This is a genomic window from Streptomyces mutabilis (assembly GCF_014649815.1).
Lineage (GTDB): Bacteria > Actinomycetota > Actinomycetes > Streptomycetales > Streptomycetaceae > Streptomyces > Streptomyces mutabilis.
The window spans coordinates 703,592-718,544 of record NZ_BMTT01000002.1 but is presented as its reverse complement, the minus strand read 5'-3'; the positions used below and the strand labels follow the sequence as shown (position 1 = coordinate 718,544).

13 protein-coding genes and 1 pseudogene are annotated in these 14,953 nt (G+C 73.7%); 12 read left to right on the top strand and 2 right to left on the bottom strand.

Annotated features, from left to right (window positions below; genetic code table 11):
• Positions 1 to 81 precede the first annotated feature (81 nt).
• Positions 82 to 534 (bottom strand): NUDIX hydrolase, encoded by a 453-nt coding sequence (locus tag IE142_RS07540; RefSeq protein WP_191884940.1) that lies wholly within the window; start codon positions 532 to 534, stop codon positions 82 to 84.
• A 195-nt stretch (positions 535 to 729) separates the two neighbouring features.
• On the opposite strand from IE142_RS07540, the gene IE142_RS07535 reads away from it, so the two are divergent.
• The 12 genes and pseudogenes from IE142_RS07535 to IE142_RS07480 all read left to right on the top strand — a co-directional run bounded on the left by IE142_RS07535 (position 730) and on the right by IE142_RS07480 (position 13,887).
• On the top strand, positions 730 to 1,740 hold the full coding sequence (locus tag IE142_RS07535; RefSeq protein WP_191884939.1) for an EamA family transporter: 1,011 nt from the start codon (positions 730 to 732) through the stop codon (positions 1,738 to 1,740).
• 90 nt (positions 1,741 to 1,830) lie between these two features.
• Positions 1,831 to 3,612 carry a serine/threonine-protein kinase gene (locus IE142_RS07530; protein WP_191884938.1) on the top strand — a complete coding sequence of 594 codons (1,782 nt, stop codon included), beginning with the start codon at positions 1,831 to 1,833 and terminating at the stop codon, positions 3,610 to 3,612.
• A 19-nt stretch (positions 3,613 to 3,631) separates the two neighbouring features.
• Entirely contained in the window at positions 3,632 to 3,889 is a 258-nt protein-coding gene (locus IE142_RS07525) for a hypothetical protein (RefSeq protein ID WP_191884937.1), read from the top strand.
• A gap of 175 nt (positions 3,890 to 4,064) precedes the next feature.
• On the top strand, positions 4,065 to 4,859 hold the full coding sequence (locus IE142_RS07520) for a TIGR03084 family metal-binding protein (RefSeq protein ID WP_191884936.1): 795 nt from the start codon (positions 4,065 to 4,067) through the stop codon (positions 4,857 to 4,859).
• Complete coding sequence (locus tag IE142_RS07515; protein ID WP_191884935.1) at positions 4,856 to 6,526, top strand: acyclic terpene utilization AtuA family protein; 1,671 nt, start codon at positions 4,856 to 4,858, stop codon at positions 6,524 to 6,526. Before IE142_RS07520 ends, IE142_RS07515 begins: the two co-directional genes overlap by 4 nt.
• Positions 6,523 to 8,121, top strand: a complete 1,599-nt coding sequence (locus IE142_RS07510; protein ID WP_191884934.1) for an acyl-CoA carboxylase subunit beta — start codon at positions 6,523 to 6,525, stop codon at positions 8,119 to 8,121. Before IE142_RS07515 ends, IE142_RS07510 begins: the two co-directional genes overlap by 4 nt.
• 10 nt (positions 8,122 to 8,131) lie before the next feature.
• Positions 8,132 to 9,979 (top strand): acetyl/propionyl/methylcrotonyl-CoA carboxylase subunit alpha, encoded by a 1,848-nt coding sequence (locus IE142_RS07505; RefSeq protein WP_191884933.1) that lies wholly within the window; start codon positions 8,132 to 8,134, stop codon positions 9,977 to 9,979.
• Between the two features lie 80 nt (positions 9,980 to 10,059).
• Positions 10,060 to 11,199 carry an acyl-CoA dehydrogenase family protein gene (locus IE142_RS07500; protein WP_191884932.1) on the top strand — a complete coding sequence of 380 codons (1,140 nt, stop codon included), beginning with the start codon at positions 10,060 to 10,062 and terminating at the stop codon, positions 11,197 to 11,199.
• 28 nt (positions 11,200 to 11,227) lie between these two features.
• Positions 11,228 to 11,914, top strand: a pseudogene (locus tag IE142_RS07495) (AMP-binding protein); the annotation flags it as partial.
• 26 nt (positions 11,915 to 11,940) lie between these two features.
• Positions 11,941 to 12,675 carry an enoyl-CoA hydratase family protein gene (locus IE142_RS07490; protein WP_191884931.1) on the top strand — a complete coding sequence of 245 codons (735 nt, stop codon included), beginning with the start codon at positions 11,941 to 11,943 and terminating at the stop codon, positions 12,673 to 12,675.
• Positions 12,663 to 13,325 carry a TetR/AcrR family transcriptional regulator gene (locus IE142_RS07485; RefSeq protein ID WP_191884930.1) on the top strand — a complete coding sequence of 221 codons (663 nt, stop codon included), beginning with the start codon at positions 12,663 to 12,665 and terminating at the stop codon, positions 13,323 to 13,325. The genes IE142_RS07490 and IE142_RS07485 overlap by 13 nt, the downstream gene beginning before the upstream one ends.
• A complete protein-coding gene (locus IE142_RS07480) occupies positions 13,318 to 13,887 on the top strand; it encodes a hypothetical protein (RefSeq protein WP_191884929.1) in 570 nt (189 codons plus the stop codon). Before IE142_RS07485 ends, IE142_RS07480 begins: the two co-directional genes overlap by 8 nt.
• Positions 13,888 to 13,929: 42 nt before the next feature.
• Here IE142_RS07480 and IE142_RS07475 read toward each other — a convergent pair whose 3' ends face one another.
• A complete protein-coding gene (locus IE142_RS07475; protein WP_191884928.1) occupies positions 13,930 to 14,844 on the bottom strand; it encodes a YceI family protein in 915 nt (304 codons plus the stop codon).
• Between the last annotated feature and the right edge of the window lie 109 nt (positions 14,845 to 14,953).

The window sequence follows — 14,953 nt, the reverse complement described above, 5'->3', positions numbered from 1 at the left end:
CTCCCGGGGTGGTGGAGTGTGCTGCCTTCACCCTTGCGTCGATCGGGGGCCGGCGCTTTCGACACGTCCTGCGAAAGCGATTCAGGCAGCCGTCTCGCCCCGCACCAGCGGACGGCACACCGGTTGGACGTCCTCGGGCAGGTCGTCCGGTCGGCACCAGCGGGCCTCCAGGATCTCGAGCGGGTCGATGCGCAGATCACCGCCGAGCAGACGGGCCTCGTAGGCCACCTCCAGGCGGGTGCGCAGGCCGCTGTTCAGCATGACCAGGCGGCCCACCTCCACATCGAGGCCGGTCTCCTCCCGCACCTCGCGGACCACCGTCCGCCGGAAGTCCTCACCCTTGCGCGCGAAGCCGCTCGGCAGCCCCCACTGGCGGCCCGGCGGCCACATCCGGTGCTTCAGCAGCAGGACCCGGCCCCGGTCGTCGCGCACCACGCCGGTCACGCCGACCACGTACTTCGTGTGCAGCAGCCACATCACACGGCTCTGGACCGGGCGCAGGACGCGCCACAGGCGGGCAATGAGTCGTCTCACAGGGCGGACGCTACCTCCTCGGCGGGCGGGCCGATCCGGGGGAGGGCGCCCACGGATCGGATGTCCGTTGACAGCGGCGTTCCCCGCCCCCGACAGTTGCATGGCAGGAGTACGCGCCTGTCCTGGTCCACTACTGTGGACCGTGCCGTACAGCTCGATGAACGAACCCGTCCCGCTGACCGTCCCGGAGCACCCGTGAGTACCCCCAGCGCTACCCCCGGCACCCCCACCCCGGCCGCCCCCGCCTCCACGGCGGGCCCCGGGGCAGCGCCCGCCACCGGTCAGGCCACCGGCCGGTCCCCCGCGCCGGACGGCGCGCAGGGCGGGCGGTGGGGGTCCCTCGGGCCCGTCGGTCTCGTCCTGGCCGGCGGTCTGTCCGTGCAGTTCGGTGCCGCGCTGGCGGTGAGCCTGATGCCGCGGGCCGGTGCGCTCGGCGTGGTGACGCTGCGGCTGGCGGTCGCCGCCGTCGTGCTGCTGCTCGTCTGCCGGCCCCGCCTGCGCGGGTACTCGCGGGCCGACTGGGGCACGGTCGTCGTCTTCGGCATCGCCATGGCCGGCATGAACGGCCTCTTCTACCAGGCCGTCGACCGCATCCCCCTCGGCCCCGCCGTCACCCTGGAGGTGCTCGGCCCGCTCGCCCTGTCCGTCTTCGCCTCGCGGCGCGCGGTCAACCTGGTCTGGGCCGGGCTCGCCCTGGCCGGCGTCTTCCTGCTCAGCGGCGGCGGCTTCGACGGCCTCGACCCGGTCGGTGCCGCCTACGCGCTCGCGGCGGGGGTCATGTGGGCGGCGTACATCCTCTTCAGCGCCCGCACCGGCCGCCGTTTCCCGCAGGCCGACGGGCTGGCCCTCGCGATGGCGGTCGGTGCGGTGCTGTTCCTGCCGCTGGGCATCGCCGAGTCGGGCGCCGAGCTGATCGACCCGATGACGCTGGCGCTGGGCGCCGGGGTCGCGCTGCTCTCCTCCGTACTGCCGTACACCCTCGAACTCCTCGCCCTGCGCCGCCTGCCGGCCCCCACCTTCGCCATCCTCATGAGTCTGGAGCCCGCCATCGCCGCGGCGGCCGGTTTCCTCGTCCTCGACCAGGCCCTGTCCGCGACCCAGGCCGCCGCCATCGCACTCGTCATCGCGGCGAGCATGGGGGCGGTGCGGACCCAGATGGGACGTGGGCGGGCGAAGGCGGCCCCGGACCTGCACCCGGGGAACTGATCACGAGCGCCGCCCCGGCCGGACCGGCGTTCGACCGCACCGCATAGGCTGCGGACGGGTCATCTCATCGGGATCATGGGGAGGGAACCGATGAACCACACGGCCGACGTCTTCCAGCCTTTGCAGGACGACGATCCACACGCGGTGGGCGGCTACCGCCTGGCCGCCCGGCTCGGCGCCGGCGGCATGGGGCGGGTCTACCTTTCGCACACCCAGGGCGGCCGCCCGGTGGCCATCAAGGTCGTACGGTCCGAACTGGCCGACGACCCGACCTTCCGGCGGCGTTTCGGCCGGGAGATCAAGTCGGCCCGGAAGGTGAAGGGCGCCTACACCGCCGAACTGATCGACGCCGACGCGGACGGCACCCCGCCCTGGCTGGCCACGCTGTACGTGCCGGGCCCCGCCCTGTCGGACGTCGTCGCCCGGGGCGGCCCGCTGCCGGTGGGGGCGGTGCTGTGGCTGATGGCGGGGGTCGCCGAGGCGCTGCAGGCCATCCACGGCGCGGGGATCGTGCACCGCGACCTGAAGCCGTCGAACGTGCTGCTCGCCTCCGACGGGCCCCGCGTCATCGACTTCGGCATCTCGGTCGCCGCCGACAGCACCGCGCACACCGCCACGGGCACCGCCATCGGAACGCCCCAGTACATGGCGCCCGAGCAGGCGTCCGGGGGCGACGTCACGGCGGCCACGGACATCTTCTCGCTCGGCCAGACGGCCGCGTTCGCCGCACTGGGGGAACCGCTCTACGGGGACGGGCCCGCGGTCAGCGTGCTGTACCGGATCGTGCACTCCGAACCCGACCTGTCGGGGCTGCCCGAGCGGCTCCGCCCGCTGATCGCCCGGTGCATGGCCGCCGACCCCGGGGAGCGGGCCACCGCGGCGGAGGTCGTCGAGTGGTGCCGACGGGAACTGGGACGGGACGTCGGGGCAGGGAGCGGGCCGGATGTCTGGCGGGCGGTCGCCGGGCCGGAAGTGACGGTGCCGCCGCCCGCTCCGGCCCCGGAGCCGGCACCGGATCGCACCGCGGCGCACACGCGGCCGTGGACCGCCCCGCAACCGGTGGCCGTCCCGCAGGGACCCGCCACCGCACAGGGGCGGGGTGCGGCACGGTCGCCGGGCGCCGCCCAGTGGCCCGCCGGTCCGTACGGCACGACCGCGCCGCAGCGGCCGGCCGGGCCGGAGGAACGAAGGCGCCGCAGGAGACGCGTCGCCCTGATCGCGGCCGCCGCCCTGGCCGCGGGCGGGCTCGTGATCACGGCGGCGTGGACCGTCCTGGACGTGGCGTGGGACGGCGTCCGGGACCGCGCCCGGGACGCGGCGGCGTCCGGAGCACCCTGGACGGGGGCGGAGGCGGACGAGTCGTCCGCGCCCGGGGACGGTGAGTCCGGATCGGCCGCCGCGACGGGGTCGGGTCCGTCGACCGCACGGGGGACCGACCCGTCGGCCACGTCCGGATCGGTGGCCGACGGCTCCGCCGCCGGGACGGCGACGCCGCCAGCCCGCGCCTACGGCCCCCGGTCGGTGGACGCGGACACCTCACTGAGCCTCAGCGACGGGAAGACGCGCGAGGACCGCAAGGGGGACATCCGCTTCGACTGCGAGGACGTCGGCTGCGCGCTGGAGAGCGACACCAGCGTCTTCACGCTGATGTTCGGCGAGCCGGGTGCCACGTACGAGCACTGCGACCTGATGACGGCCGGCCAGAGGAGCCACCGTGTCCAGCTGGCCGCGGCGTCGGCCGGCACGGAGATCTGCGTCCGGCACCGCAACGGGGACATCGCGCTGCTCGTCGTCCAGACGAAGTCGACCGCAGTGCCGGAACTCGCCTTCCTCAACGCCGATCTCACGGTCTGGCACGCGAAGAAGGACTGAGAAGTCGGCGGTGGGCCCCGTGGCGCGGGCCACGGGCGCGCCCGCGCGTGCCGCCGTGCCGCTGTACGCGGTCGGGGCGGAGCACTCGCTGCTCGCCGCCCAGCCCTGCGCCTGTACCGCGGTGCCGTGCAGCGACGACTTGGTGCAGGAGATCAGGCCGCTGCGCCAGGTGCCGCCCGTGGCGAGGGGGACGGTCCACGGCCGGGTGCTGCCGGAACAGTCGAGTGACTTCCACGACTGCGCGTACCCCACCTGTACCGACAGTTCGGCGGGTTGAGGCCGCGCCCGGGGCGGGGCGCCGCTGGATCGGGGGCGCCGCGGGCGCGGGGAGGGGGTGCCGATGGAGCGGAAAGCGAAATTTTCAATGCAAGCATGCTTGATTGTTTCTGGATCTCCCTGCCATGCTCCACCTCACACCGCCCCGCACGCCGCGTGCCCGAGGGGAGCGCCCCGTGTCCGACCCGACGCCCGTCATCGACGACCTGCGCGAGGAGAGCGAGGAACTCGACGCGCTGGTCGCCCGGTTGAGCCCCGAGGAGTGGCGGTTCGCCACCCCCGCGCCCGGCTGGACGATCGCCCATCAGATCGCACACCTGGCCTGGACCGACCGGGCCGCCCTGGTCGCCGTCACCGACGAGGACGGCTTCGGTGCCCTGGTCGAGCAGGCCCTCGCCGCACCCGACCGGTACGTCGACGACGGCGCCGAGGAGGGCGCCCGACTGGAACCCGCCACGCTGCTGGCCACCTGGCGGGACGGACGCGCCGCCCTCGACAAGGCGCTGCGCGCCTCGTCCCCCGGCGCCCGCTTCCCCTGGTACGGCCCGCCCATGGCCGCCGCCTCCATGGCCACCGCCCGCCTGATGGAGACCTGGGCCCACGGCCTCGACGTCGCCGACACCCTCGGCGTCACGCGCCCGCCCACCGCCCGCCTGCGGCACATCGCCCGCATCGGCGTCCGCGCCCGGGACTTCGCCCACGCCGCCCACGGACTCACCCCGCCCGCCGAGCAGTTCCGCGTCGAACTCACCGGCCCCGGCGGCGACCTGTGGACGTACGGCCCCGAGGACGCCCCGCAGCGCGTCACCGGCCCCGCCCTCGACTTCTGCCTCCTGGCCACCCAGCGCGCCCACCGCGCCGACCTCGCCCTCACCGCCGAGGGCCCGGACGCCGACCGCTGGCTGGACATCGCCCAGGCCTTCGCCGGACCGCCGGGAGCCGGACGCCCGCCGAAGGGAACCGACCAGTGAGCGTGCTCCGCATCGGCAACGCCTCCGGCTTCTACGGCGACCGCTTCGACGCCGTGCGCGAGATGCTCACCGGTGGCCCCCTGGACGTCCTCACCGGCGACTACCTCGCCGAACTCACCATGCTCGTCCTCGGCCGCGACCGGCTGAAGAATCCGGACGCCGGGTACGCGCGCACCTTCCTGCGGCAGCTGGAGGAGTGCCTCGGCCTCGCCCACGAGCGGGGTGTGAAGACCGTCGCCAACGCCGGCGGGCTCAACCCGTCCGGACTCGCCGACGCCGTACGGGCGCTGGCCGACCGGCTCGGCATCCCCGTGCGGGTCGCGCACGTCGAGGGCGACGACCTGACCGCCGCCCATCCGGGGACGCTGGCCGCGCACGCCTACCTCGGCGGCTTCGGCATCGCCGAGTGCCTGCGCGCGGGCGCCGACGTGGTCGTCACCGGGCGGGTGACCGACGCCGCGCTGGTCACCGGGCCCGCCGCCGCGCACTTCGGGTGGCAGCCGGCGGAGTACGACCGGCTGGCGGGCGCGGTCGTCGCCGGGCACGTGCTGGAGTGCGGGGCGCAGGCGACCGGCGGCAACTACGCGTTCTTCCGGGACGGTGACGTACGGCGGCCGGGCTTCCCGCTCGCCGAAGTGCACGCCGACGGGAGCTGCGTCGTCACCAAGCACGACGGCACCGGCGGCTTCGTCGACATCGGCACGGTGACCGCCCAACTGCTGTACGAGACGAGCGGCGCCCGGTACGCGGGCCCCGACGTCACCGCCCGGCTGGACACCGTACGGCTCACCCAGGACGGGCCCGACCGCGTACGGATCGACGGCGTGCGGGGCGAGGCGCCGCCGCCCACGCTCAAGGTCGGCCTCAACCGGCTCGGCGGCTTCCGCAACGAGGTCGCCTTCGTCCTGACCGGACTCGGCGTCGAGGCCAAGGCCGCGCTGGTCCGCGCCCAGATGGAGCCCGCCCTCGGTGAGGTCGCCGACGTCCGCTGGGACCTCGTCCGCACCGACCGGCCCGACGCGCCCACCGAGGAGACGGCCAGTGCCCTGCTGCGGCTCGTCGTACGCGACCCCGACCCGGAGAAGGCCGGCCGGGCGCTGAGCGGAGCCGCCGTCGAACTGGCCCTGTCCAGCTACCCCGGCTTCCACGTCCTGGCCCCTCCGGCCAAGGGCGCCCCGTACGGCGTCTTCGAGGCCGTCCACGTCCCGCAGGACGCCGTGGACCACGTGGCCGTCCTGCACGACGGACGCCGGGTGCCGGTGGCGCCCGCGAAGGACACGGCCGTACTCGAAGCCGTACCGGAACCACCTCCGCCGCCACCGCTCCCGCCCGGCCCCACCCGCCGCGCACCCCTCGGCCTCGTCGCCGGTGCCCGCAGCGGCGACAAGGGCGGGGACGCCAACGTCGGCGTCTGGGCGCGGACGGAGGAGGCCTGGCGGTGGCTCGCGCACGAACTGACCGCCGACCGCTTCCGCGAGCTGATCCCCGAGGCCCGCGACCTGCCCGTCACCCGGCACGCCCTCCCCGGCCTGCGCGCCCTGAACTTCGTCGTCGAGGGCCTCCTCGGCGAGGGCGTCGCCGCACGGGCCCGATTCGACCCGCAGGCCAAGGCGCTCGGCGAATGGCTGCGCGCCCGGCACCTGGACATACCGGAGGCCCTGCTGTGACCGTCCTGCCCTCCGCCCTGGACCCCGCCGCCCCCGACCACCGGGCCAACCGCGAGGCGATGCTCGCCAAGCTCGCCGACCTGGACGCCGAGCACGCCAAGGCCCTCGCGGGCGGCGGTGAGAAGTACGTCGCCCGGCACCGAAAGCGCGGCAAGCTCCTCGCCCGCGAGCGCATCGAACTGCTCCTCGACCCCGACACGCCCTTCCTGGAGCTGTCGCCGCTGGCGGCCTGGGGGAGCGAGTACACCGTGGGCGCCTCCCTCGTCACCGGCATCGGCGTCGTCGAGGGCGTCGAGTGCCTGATCACCGCCAACGACCCGACCGTGCGCGGGGGCGCCAGTAACCCCTGGTCGCTGAAGAAGGCACTGCGCGCCGACGACATCGCCCTCGCCAACCGGCTGCCCTGCGTCAGCCTGGTCGAGTCCGGCGGCGCCGACCTGCCGTCGCAGAAGGAGATCTTCATCCCCGGCGGCGCGATCTTCCGCGACCTCACCCGGCTGTCCGCGGCCGGCATCCCGACGATCGCCGTCGTCTTCGGCAACTCCACGGCCGGGGGCGCCTACATCCCCGGCATGTCCGACCACGTGATCATGGTCAAGGAACGGGCGAAGGTCTTCCTCGGCGGGCCGCCGCTGGTCAGGATGGCGACCGGCGAGGAGAGCGACGACGAGTCACTGGGCGGAGCCGAGATGCACGCCCGCACCTCGGGACTGGCCGACCACTTCGCCGTCGACGAGCCCGACGCGATCCGCCAGGCCCGCCGCGTCGTCGCCCGGCTCAACCACCGCAAGGCGTACCCCGATCCGCCGCTCGCCGAGCAACCGAAGTACGACCCGGAGGACCTGCTCGGCATCGTCCCCGGCGACCTCAAGGCCCCCTTCGACCCGCGCGAGGTCATCGCCCGGATCGTCGACGCCTCCGACTTCGACGAGTTCAAGCCGCTGTACGGGACGAGCCTGACGACCGGCTGGGCGAGCCTGCACGGCTATCCGGTGGGCATCCTCGCCAACGCCCGGGGGGTGCTGTTCAGCGAGGAGTCGCAGAAGGCCGCCCAGTTCATCCAGCTCGCCAACCAGCGCGACATCCCGCTCCTCTTCCTGCACAACACCACCGGCTACATGGTCGGCAGGGAGTACGAGCAGGGCGGCATCATCAAGCACGGCGCGATGATGATCAACGCGGTCAGCAACAGCCGCGTGCCCCACCTCTCCGTCCTCCTGGGCGCCTCCTACGGCGCCGGACACTACGGCATGTGCGGCCGCGCCTACGACCCCCGCTTCCTGTTCGCCTGGCCCAGTGCCAAGTCCGCCGTCATGGGCCCGCAGCAGCTCGCCGGCGTGCTCTCCATCGTGGCCCGCCAGTCGGCCGCCGCGAAGGGACAGCCGTACGACGACGAGGGCGACGCCGCGCTGCGCGCCATGGTGGAGCAGCAGATCGAGTCCGAGTCGCTGCCGATGTTCCTGTCCGGGAGGCTCCACGACGACGGCGTCATCGACCCGCGCGACACCCGAACCGTCCTCGGCCTGTGCCTGTCCGCCGTCCACACCGCACCCTACGAGGGCGCACGCGGTGGCTTCGGCGTCTTCCGGATGTGAGGGACCCATTGTGATCAGCACTGTCCTCGTCGCCAACCGGGGCGAGATCGCCTGCCGCGTCTTCCGCACCTGCCGCGAGTCGGGCATCCGGACGGTCGCCGTGCACTCGGACGCGGACGAGAACGCCCTGCACGCGCGCGTGGCCGACGCGGCGGTGCGGCTGCCGGGCGCCGCCTCCGCCGACACCTATCTGCGCGGCGACCTGATCGTGAAGGCGGCGACCGCCGCCGGCGCCGACGCCGTCCACCCCGGCTACGGCTTCCTCTCCGAGAACGCCGACTTCGCGCGCGCCGTCACCGACGCCGGCCTGACCTGGATCGGGCCGCCGCCGGAGGCGATCGAGGCGATGGCGTCCAAGACCCGCGCCAAGGAACTGATGGGCATAGCGCCCCTCACCGACGTCACCGAGACCGACCTGCCGGTGCTGGTGAAGGCCGCGGCCGGCGGCGGCGGACGCGGCATGCGGGTCGTACGGCGCCTCGCCGACCTCGACGCCGCACTGACCGCCGCCCGCGCGGAGGCCGCGAGCGCCTTCGGCGACGGCGAGGTGTTCGTCGAGCCCTATGTGGAGGGTGGCCGCCACGTCGAGGTGCAGGTCCTCGCCGACACCCACGGCACGGTGTGGACGCTCGGCACCCGCGACTGCTCCCTCCAGCGCCGCCACCAGAAGGTCATCGAGGAGGCCCCCGCACCGGGCCTGAGCGCCTCGCTCACCCAGGACCTGTACGGGCAGGCCGTCCGCGCCGCCCGCGCGGTCGGCTACGCCGGCGCCGGGACCGTCGAGTTCCTGGTCGCCGACGGCAGGGCGCACTTCCTGGAGATGAACACCCGCCTCCAGGTCGAACACCCCGTCACGGAGGAGGTCTTCGGCGTCGACCTCGTCGCCCTCCAGCTGCGGGTCGCCGAGGGCCACGCCCTGGAGGCCGACCCCCCGCACGCGCGCGGCCACGCCGTCGAGGCCCGCCTGTACGCCGAGGACCCGGCGAACGGCTGGGCCCCGCAGACCGGCCGTCTGCACCGCCTCGCCGTCCCCGACGGCATCCGCCTGGACACCGGTCACACCGACGGCGACGACATCGGCGTCCACTACGACCCGATGCTCGCCAAGGCGGTCGCCCACGCGCCCACCCGCGCGGAGGCCGTCCGCCGCCTCGCAGGCGCCCTGGAACGGGCGGCGATCCACGGCCCGGTCACCAACCGGGACCTTCTCGTACGATCCCTGCGGCACGAGGAGTTCACGTCCGCCCGCATGGACACCGGCTTCTACGACCGCCACCTGGCCGACCTGACGTCACCCGCCCCGGACCCCCTCGCGCCCCTGGCCGCCGCCCTCGCCGACGCCCACGGCCGCTCCCGGTTCGGGGGCGGCTGGCGGAACGTCCCGTCACAGCCCCAGGTCAAGCGGTACACCATGGCGGGCGAGGAACACGAGGTCCGCTACCGCCACACCCGCGCCGGCCTCACCGCGGACGGCGTACGCGTCGTCCACGCCGACGCCCGCCTCGTCGTCCTCGAATCCGACGGCGTACGGCGCCGCTACGACGTCGCCCGCTACGGCGATGACCGGGTCCACGTCAACACCACCACCCTCACCGCCCTGCCCCGCTTCCCCGACCTCACCGCCCAGCACGCCCCCGGCTCCCTCCTCGCTCCCATGCCCGGCACGGTCGTCCGCGTCGCGGAGGGCCTGACGGAGGGCGCGAGCGTCCGGGCCGGGCAGCCCCTCCTGTGGCTGGAGGCGATGAAGATGGAACACCGGATCACCGCCCCGGCCACGGGCACGCTGACGGAACTGAAGGCCGTACCCGGTCAGCAGGTCTCGGTCGGCTCTCTGCTGGCGGTAGTTCAGGAGGCATAGGGGGGCGGGGCCGCGTCGAATATGCGGCTCCGCCGCGTGGGCGCGAACAGGCACGACGAACCCGCACCCGAAGGAGCACAGTGACCACCCTCATGGAATCCGAAGAGCACAAGTCCCTCCGCGAAGCGGTAGCCACCTTCGCCAAGAACCACCCCCGCACCCTCGACACCGACAACCGGCAGTTGTGGCAGGAAGCCGCCAAGCTCGGCTACATCGGCGTCAACCTCCCCGAGACCTACGGAGGAGGCGGCGGCGGCATCACCGAACTCTCCCTGGTCCTGGAGGAGATGGGCGCCGCCGGCAACCCCCTGCTCATGATGATCGTCTCCCCGGCGATCTGCGGCACCGTCATCTCCCGTTTCGGCACCGACGCCCAGAAGCGGGACTGGCTCCCGTCCCTCGCCGACGGCACCCGCCTGATGGCGTTCGGGATCACCGAACCCGACGCGGGCTCCAACAGCCACCGGATCACCACCACCGCCCGCCGCGACGGCACCGACTGGCTCCTGACCGGCCGCAAGGTCTTCATCAGCGGCGTCGACATCGCCGACGCCACCCTCATAGTCGGCCGCACCGAGGACGCCCGCACCGGCAGGCTCAAGCCCTGCCTGTTCATCGTCCCCCGCGACACCCCCGGCTTCGAGCGCCGACAGCTCGACATGGAACTGAACGCCGCGGAGAAACAGTTCGAGCTGACCCTCGACGACGTACGGCTGCCCGCCGAAGCCCTCGTCGGCGACGAGGACGCGGGGCTCCTCCAGCTCTTCGCCGGGCTCAACCCCGAGCGCATCATGACCGCGGCGTTCGGCATCGGCATGGGCCGATACGCGCTTTCCCGCGCCCTGGAGTACGCCCGTGAGCGCACCGTCTGGAAGACCCCCATCGGCGCCCACCAGGCCATCGCCCACCCCCTCGCCCAGGCCCACATCGACCTCGAACTGGCCCGCCTGATGACACAGAAGGCCGCCCACCTCTACGACGCCGGTGACGACACGGGTGCCGGTGAGGCCGCCAACATGGCCAAGTACGCCGCGGGGGAGGCCTGCGTGAAGGCCGTCGACCAGGCCGTGCACACCCTCGGCGGCAACGGCCTCACCCGCGAGTTCGGGCTCGCCCACCTGATCACGGCCTCGCGCGTGGCCCGCATCGCCCCGGTGAGCAGGGAGATGATCCTCAACTACGTCTCCCACCAGACCCTGGGCCTGCCCAAGTCGTACTAGACCGCGTTCTGGACCTGTTGGAGGATCCGTGTCCCGCAGCGAGTACGCAGACGTCCCGCCCGTCGACCTGCCCATCCACGAGGCCGTGCTCGGCCGGGCCGCCGAGTACGGGGACACCCCGGCGCTGATCGACGGCGCCGACGGCACCACCCTCACCGACGAGCAGGTGGACAGGTTCCACCGGCGCGTCGCCGCCGGTCTCGCCGAGGCCGGCGTCCGCGAGGGCGACGTCCTCGCGCTGCACAGCCCCAACACGGTCGCCTTCCCGCTCGCCTTCCACGCCGCCACCCGCGCGGGAGCCTCGGTCACCACCGTGCACCCGCTCGCCACGGCGGAGGAGTTCGGCAAGCAACTGGAGGACTGCGCGGCCCGCTGGATCGTCACCCTCTCGCCCCTGCTGGACACCGCCCGGCGGGCCGCCGGACTCGCGGGCGGCGTCCAGGAGATCCTCGTCTGCGACAGCGCGCCGGGCCACCGCTCGCTCATCGACATGCTCGCCTCCACCGCCCCCGAACCGTCCGCCTCCACCGCCCCCGAACCGTCCGTCGCCATCGACCCCGCCGAGGACGTCGCCGCCCTGCCGTACTCCTCCGGCACCACCGGCACCCCCAAGGGCGTCATGCTCACCCACCGGCAGATCGCCACCAACCCCGCCCAGCTCGAACCGGCGATCCCGGCCGCACCGGGCGAACGGGTCCTCGCGGTGCTCCCCTTCTTGTGGCGCGAGCTGAGGGAGCGCCCGTGACCCTCGTCGCCCGCACCCGCACCCGCGGCGTCGAGACCCTCACTCTCGACTCCCCGCACAACCGCAACGCCCTGTCCGCCGCCCTCGTCACCGACCTCGCCGCCGCCCTCACCGCCGCCGGCGAGGACACCGACGTACGCGCCGTCCTCCTCACCCACACCGGCAACACCTTCAGCGCCGGTGCCGACCTGCGCGACCCGCCCCACCCCGACGCCCTGGTCGCACTGCTCCGACAGGTCGTCGAACTGCCCAAACCCGTCATCGCCCGCGTCGCCGGACACGTCCGCGCGGGCGGCCTCGGCCTGCTCGGCGCCTGCGACATCGCGGCCGCCTCCACCACGTCGACCTTCGCCTTCACCGAGGTCCGCATCGGCGTCGCCCCCGCCGTCATCTCCCTGCCGCTCCTGCCCCGCACCGGCGCTCGCGCCCTCGCCCGCCACTACCTCACCGGCGAACGCCTCGACGCCGCCGAGGCCGCCCGCATCGGCCTGGTCACGGCGGCGGGCGACGACGTGGACGCCGTACTGGCACCCGTCCTCAACGGTGTGCGCCGTGCCTCACCGCAGGGCCTGGCCGAGACGAAACGGCTGCTCACGGCTAGGGTGCTGGAGGCCTTCGACCGGGACGCGGACCGCCTGACCGCGCTCTCGGCCCGGCTGTTCGCCTCCCCGCAGGCCCGCGAGGGGATGACGGCCTTCCTCGAACGACGGGATCCGGAATGGGTGGTGTGAGCGGCGCCGTGCACGCAGCCGACCGCGCGGAGCGCGTTCCCAAGCAGGACCGCAGCCGGGCCACCCGGCAGCGGCTCCTGGAAGCCGCCGTGGCCTGCCTCGCCGAACACGGCTGGGCCGGCTCCACGGTCGCCGTCGTCGCCGAACGCGCCGGCGTCTCCCGGGGCGCCGCCCAGCACCACTTCCCGACCCGCGAGGACCTCTTCACGGCCGCCGTCGAATACGTCGCCGAGGAACGCTCCGTCGCACTGCGCGCCCTCTTCCCCGAGCGCGCCGGCGCCGACGACCGGCACGCCGTGATCGCCGCGCTCGTCGACCTCTACACCGGCCCCCTCTTCCGCGCCGCCCTCCACCTGTGGGTGGCCGCCTCCGACGAGGAGCAGCTGCGCGGCCGGGTGACCGAACTGGAGGCCCGCGTCGGCCGCGAGACCCACCGCATCGCCGTCGACCTCCTCGGGGCCGACGAGAGCCGCCCCGGTGCCCGCGAAACCGTCCAGGGCCTCCTCGACATGGCCCGCGGCCTCGGCCTCGCCAACCTCCTCACCGACGACGCGGCCCGCCGGGAACGGGTCGTGGAGCAGTGGGCGCGGCTGCTGGACGGCGTACTGGACGGCGTACTGGACGGGACGCCGGGCCGACACCATGGGTGACCGGTTCCAGGCGATCGTCGACATCGACGCGTGCGGGGCCGACGCATGTCGGCTGGCCGGGCGGGTGCTGGAATGGCTGGTCGCCGAGGGCGTCGTCCTCGCCGAACGCACCCGGTGCGTACCCGGACAGCCCCTCGGACACCCGCCCGGCCCGCACTGGGAGCGGGCGGTCACCGACGACTGGGACCTCGCGCCCTCGGACGGACTCGCCGTCCACACCCGGCGCACCGGCTTCACCAGCGGGGCGGACATGCCCGGCGCGGCCCACTGTCCGCACTGCGCCGCACCCACACCACTGGACGGCCCGGACGACGACACGGCCTGGCAGCGCTTCAGCACCGCCATGCGGATCTGGCACGACACGGGCGCCGCGACCGTCGACTGCCCCGCCTGCGCCACCGCCGTCCCCGTCCAGGACTGGACGTGGGACGAGGCACCCGTCGCCCTCGGCCACCTCGGCTTCGAGTTCTGGAACTGGCCCGACCTCACCGCCGGCTTCCGCGCCCGCCTCACCGCACTCCTCGGCGGCCACCGCACGGTGTACGTGTGGGGCCGCTTCTAGGCGGTGGGACGATGGCGCACTGAGGCGTCGCCTGGGGGGTGTCTACTCCGGGGGCGTGGGAGTGTCGTGGGTGCGGTACATGGCCTGCACATCCATTTCCAGCTGGATGGTGGGACCGACGACCGCGATACCGCGGGCCAGCATGGAGCGCCAGTTCAGGGTGTAGTCCTCCCGGTGGAGTTCCGCCTTGGCGAGGGCCGCACAGCGCAGCTCCTGGTCGTAGCCCCCGTTGACCATCCCGAGGTAGGTCGTGTCGAGGCCGACGGAGCGGCTGGTGCCGTGCATCGTGAGCGTGCCGTGCAGGGTCCACTTGGACCCGCCGCGGTAGGCGAACCGGGTACTGGTGAAGTCGATGTGGGGGTAGCGCTCGACGTCCAGGAAGTCGGCGGAGCGCAGGTGGTTGTCACGGGTGTTGTTACCCGTGTTGATGCTGGCGGCTTCGATGCGTACCGAGACCTGCGAGTCGGTCATTTCCGGTGCGACGCGGATGCCGCCCTGGAAGCGGGTGAACCGGCCGTGGACATGAGCCATGCCGACGTGTTTGGCGATGAACCGGATCGCGGTGTGCGGAGGGTCGAACAGCCAGGTCCCGGCTGTCGGAAGCTCCAACTGGCGCGCGGGTGCGAGGCTCACGCGTGTCGGCGCCGGAGCGACCCCGGCCGTGATGTCGACGGTCTCGCGGGCGGGTGACAGGCCCTCGGCGGCCGTCATGACGCTGTAGGAGCCCGGAGGCAGCGTCGCTATGAAGTAGCCGTTGGGATCCGTGGTTCCACGTGTCACCACCCGGTGGCTTTCCACCGCGCTCACGGTGACCTCGGCCCCGCCCATGGGCTGCCCCAGGGGATCGACGACCTGGTAGCCGAACGCCCCGGCGTCGGGTGGCAGGGGGACCGACATGCTCGCTCCGGCACCGGAGCCACCGCGCGAAAGTCGGCGTCGTAGCAACCTGAGGGCCATGGAGTTCACCTTTCTTCACAGGGGTACCGCGACGCGGCCCACTCGGTCGGCGATGTTCGCAGTCGCCAAAGTGGGTGGCGACGGGAGGGCGTATGCGGAGGCGGCGGTT

What these genes read in the sequence shown, in the direction of transcription:
- IE142_RS07475 (WP_191884928.1), bottom strand. Translation starts at nt 14,844, where the DNA reads ATGGCCCTCAGGTTGCTACGACGCCGACTTTCGCGCGGTGGCTCCGGT.
- IE142_RS07530 (WP_191884938.1), top strand. Translation starts at nt 1,831, where the DNA reads ATGAACCACACGGCCGACGTCTTCCAGCCTTTGCAGGACGACGATCCA.
- IE142_RS07485 (WP_191884930.1), top strand. Translation starts at nt 12,663, where the DNA reads ATGGGTGGTGTGAGCGGCGCCGTGCACGCAGCCGACCGCGCGGAGCGC.
- IE142_RS07480 (WP_191884929.1), top strand. Translation starts at nt 13,318, where the DNA reads ATGGGTGACCGGTTCCAGGCGATCGTCGACATCGACGCGTGCGGGGCC.